This window comes from Kineosporia sp. A_224, from assembly GCF_002198655.1.
GTDB lineage: Bacteria > Actinomycetota > Actinomycetes > Actinomycetales > Kineosporiaceae > R-H-3.
Window position 1 is genome coordinate 1 of the sequence record NZ_MWLN01000008.1, and the last position, 4,087, is coordinate 4,087.

The window sequence follows — 4,087 nt, forward strand, 5'->3', positions numbered from 1 at the left end:
GGCATCCCGCCCCCGCCGCCGGGCCCGCCGCCCATGCCGCGTGCCCCGGCCACGGTCGGACCGGCGCTGACGATCGACCCGGTGTGCGCCTGGGACGCGGTCTGCACCGAGGAGGCCGCCGGGCCCGCGAGGGCCGCGACGAGGCCGAGACCGGCGGCACCGAGCAGCGCCTTCTCTCCCAGCCGGACGCCGAGCGCCCCGGCGGCGAGGAGCACCGCGGCGACCAGGCCCGCGGCGACGACCGCGACCCGCAGCCACGGCACGAAGTCGCTGCTGCGCGACAGCAGCACGTACGACCACACGGACGACGCGGCGACGGTGACGGCCATGGCCAGTGCGCCGAACGCCGTCCGACGGACCTTCCAGAGCACCGCGGCACCCATGCCGACGAGCGCCCCGACGGCCGGGGCGAGGGCCACGGTGTAGTAGGCGTGGAAGATCCCGTTCATGTAGCTGAAGATCAGCCCGGTGACGAGGAGCCAGCCGCCCCAGAGGAGGAAGGCCGCCCGCGTCCGGTCGGTGCGCGGCATCCGCCGGGTGAGCCAGAGCCCCGCGGCGAGGAGCAGGATCGCCGCCGGGATCAGCCACGAGGCCTGTCCGCCGTTCTCCGCGTCGAAGAGCCGGGTGATCCCGGTGGTGCCCCACATGCTGTTGCCGCCGCCGACGCTGCCGGTCTCGTCCCCGGTGAGCCGGCCGAGCCCGTTGTAGCCGAGGGTCAGCTCGAGGATCGAGTTGGTCTGCGAGCCACCGATGTAGGGGCGCATCGATGCGGGGACGAGCTCGACGATCGCGATCCACCACCCGGCGGCACCGACGACCGCGGCCCCCGCGAGCAGTGTCTGGACGATGCGACGGCGCAGCGTCGTCGGGGCGGCGACGAGGTACACCAGCGCCAGCACCGGCACGATGAGGAGCGCCTGGAGCATCTTCGTGAGGAAGCCGAAGCCGATGAGCACGCCCGCGAGGACGAGCCAGCGGGTACCGGCCCGGGTCGCCGCGGCCTCGAGCGCGCGGACCGTGGCGTAGACGGCCGCGACGAGGAAGAGCACGAGGAGCGCGTCCGGGTTGTTGAACCGGAACATCAGGGTCGCGACCGGGGTGAGGGCGAGCGTGGCGCCCGCGACGAGCCCGGCGGCCGGGGTGAACCAGCGTCGGACGGTCGCGTGGAGGAGCGCCACGGCAGCGACACCCTCGAGCGCCTGCGGCGCGAGGATGCTCCACGAGCTGAGCCCGAACACCTTGACGGACAAGGCCATCACCCACAGGGAGGCGGGGGTCTTGTCGACGGTGATGGAGCTCGACGCGTCCGAGGAGCCGTAGAAGAAGGCCTTCCAGCTCTCCGACCCGGCCTGGACGGCCGCCGAGTAGAACGCGTTCGCCCATCCCGACTCCGACAGCCCCCACAGGTAGAGGACGGCGGTCGCGGCGAGCAGCGAGAGCAGCGCGGGTCGGGCCCACGCGGGGTCGTCGGGGCGACCCCGCACGAGGCGGCGGGCGAGGGACTCGGGAGGCGCGGCAGCGGGGCCGGGGCCGGTGGGCCCGGGCGTCGCGGCGCGGTCGGCGGTGAGGGTCATGGGTCCACCGTCGAGGTCCAGGCTGCCCGCACCGTGGGCGTCGCCTGGGTGCCCGCTGTGAGCCCTCGACGCCCTGCGGCACAACCGGTCCGCACCTGCAGGTGACCTGGAGGAGCTTCCTGGCGGACGCACAGGTGCGTCGGGCGTTGCGTCCAGTTCCGGCGGTCACGGTGTGGTCATGCCCGTCCTGATCGTCGCCCCGCCCGTTGCCCGACCGTTGCCCCGCCGGAGGTTCCCGTGAACGTCGCACTGTCGCTGCCCGGTCCGCGTCGGACCACCGCCCGCCTGCACGTCGCCGTTGCCGACCCGGCGCTGCTGCCGGCGGCCCGCCGGATCGCGGAGTCGGTGCAGCGCGAGGCCTCCCGACGGGTCGACCTCGACCGCCCCCGCGCCACGGCCTGGCGGCTGCTGCGCGCCGACGGTGCCGCGGTCGTCGTCGGCCCGACGTACGCACGGCTCGTCGAGGCGGCGCTCGCGGCGTCCCGGGCGACCGGCGGCCTCGTCGACCCGACCGTCGGCAACGCGGTCCACGCGCACCTGTCCCGGCTGCGCGGCGCGGACCTCTCGGCGCGCCTCGGGCCGCTGCCGGTCTGCTCGTCGCTCGCGCCCGCCCGTCCCCGGCCGGCAGCCGGGGCCGACGCCGTCCGGGTCACCGGGCCGGCCGTCGCCGTCCCGGCCGGCACCCTGCTCGACCTCGCGGCCACGACGGACGCCGTCGTGGCGTCGGCGGCGGCCCGCGCGGTCGCCGACCGCCTCCGGACCGGTGTGCTCGTCGAGGTCGGCGGTGACGTCGCCCAGGCCGGGCCGGCCCCGGCCGGCGGCTGGGGCGTCGGGCTGCCGTGCGGGGCCGTCGTCCGGCTCCCGGCCGGGCGCGGCGCGTCGACGGTCCGGCCGGCATCGCACCGCCCCGTCGTCGACCCGCGCACCGGCGCCGTCGTCGAGCCGGTCTGGGTGTCCGTGACCGTCGTCCACCCGGACCTGCTGCACGCCAAGGCCTTCGCGCTCGCGGCGGCGGCGCTCGGCGTGGCCGCGCCCGACTGGCTCGGCACCCGCGGGGCGTGCTTCCGGCTGCTCGCCGCCGACGGCCGGGTGCTCACCTCCCCGGGCTGGCCGCACGACGTCCGCGCGCACGGCACGGCCGTGCCGCGGCCGCGCCGGTACGCCGTCGCCTCCTGACCTGCCGTCCTCCCTGTTCACCTGCCCGTTCACCTGCCCGACGAGAGGACCCCGACCATGACGCTCCAGCTCGAGACGTCGCCCCGCGACCTCAGGACGACGGCCCCTGTGCTCGACGTCGTCGTCCCCGTCCACAACGAGGAGGTCGACCTGGGTCCGTGCGTCCGCCGGCTCCACGCCTACCTCGAGACGCACGTCCCCTACCCCTTCCGGATCACGGTGGCCGACAACGCGAGCACCGACGGCACCCTCGCCGTCGCCCGCCGGCTGGCCGCCGAGCTGGCCGACGTGGACGTCGTCCACCTGCCGGAGAAGGGCCGGGGCCGGGCGCTGGGCCAGGTGTGGTCGCACTCGGACGCACAGGTCCTCGCGTACATGGACGTCGACCTGTCGACCGACCTGGCCGCCCTCCTGCCGCTCGTCGCCCCGATCGTCTCCGGGCACTCGGACGTCGCGATCGGCAGCCGGCTCGCCCGCGGCTCACGGGTCGTCCGCGGGCCGAAGCGGGAGGTCATCTCGCGCTGCTACAACGTCATCCTCCGCGGCACGCTCGCCGCGCGGTTCTCCTACGCGCAGTGCGGGTTCAAGGCGATCCGGGCGGACGTCGCCCGGAGGCTGCTGCCGCTCGTCGAGGACACCGGCTGGTTCTTCGACACCGAGCTGCTCGTGCTCGCCGAGCGCTCCGGGCTGCGGATCCACGAGGTGCCGGTCGACTGGGTCGACGACCCCGACAGCCGCGTCGACATCGTCGCGACGGCCACCGCCGACCTCAAGGGGATCTGGCGGCTCGGTCGCGCGCTCGGCAACGGCAGCCTGCCGGTCGCCCGGCTGCGCGCCGAGCTCGGGCGGTCCCCGATCCAGGCCGGACCGGGCGGCGCCGGGACGCTCCCGGGCGTGCCGGCCGGGCTGCCCCGCCAGCTCCTCACGTTCGGCGCGATCGGCGTCGTCAGCACGCTCGCGTACGTCGGCCTCTACGCCCTGCTCCGGCTCGGCACCGGCGCCCAGGTCGCGAACCTGCTCGCACTGCTCGTCACGGCGGTCGCGAACACCGCGGCGAACCGCCGGCTGACGTTCGGCGTCCGCGGCGGGGTCGGGCAGGTGCGCCACCAGGCGCAGGGCCTCGTCGTCCTCGGGATCGGGCTGGCCCTGACGAGCGGCGCGCTCGCGGCGCTCCACCTGGTCACTGCGACGCCGGCCCGGGGCGTCGAGGTCGGCGTCCTCGTGGTCGCCAACCTGCTCGCCACGCTCGTCCGGTTCGTCCTGCTCAAGGCCTGGGTGTTCCGCGCGGAGCGCCGCCGGCACGTGCCCACCACCCTCGACCCCCTGGAGGCCTGACC

The 4,087-nt window shown here is 75.9% G+C and carries 3 protein-coding genes; 2 read left to right on the forward strand and 1 reads right to left on the reverse strand.

What is annotated here, in order from left to right; translation table 11 throughout:
* A partial coding sequence (locus tag EDJALFJO_RS00170) for a glycosyltransferase family 39 protein (RefSeq protein WP_143448190.1) occupies positions 1 to 1,574 on the reverse strand: 1,574 nt, incomplete at its 3' end.
* A gap of 237 nt (positions 1,575 to 1,811) precedes the next feature.
* On the opposite strand from EDJALFJO_RS00170, the gene EDJALFJO_RS00175 reads away from it, so the two are divergent.
* Complete coding sequence (locus EDJALFJO_RS00175; RefSeq protein WP_088281006.1) at positions 1,812 to 2,750, forward strand: FAD:protein FMN transferase; 939 nt, start codon at positions 1,812 to 1,814, stop codon at positions 2,748 to 2,750.
* Between the two features lie 57 nt (positions 2,751 to 2,807).
* Complete coding sequence (locus tag EDJALFJO_RS00180) at positions 2,808 to 4,085, forward strand: bifunctional glycosyltransferase family 2/GtrA family protein (protein ID WP_088281008.1); 1,278 nt, start codon at positions 2,808 to 2,810, stop codon at positions 4,083 to 4,085.
* Positions 4,086 to 4,087: the final 2 nt, after the last annotated feature.

Coding starts and splice junctions, on each gene's coding strand:
- EDJALFJO_RS00180 (WP_088281008.1), top strand. CDS start 2,808: ATGACGCTCCAGCTCGAGACGTCGCCCCGCGACCTCAGGACGACGGCC.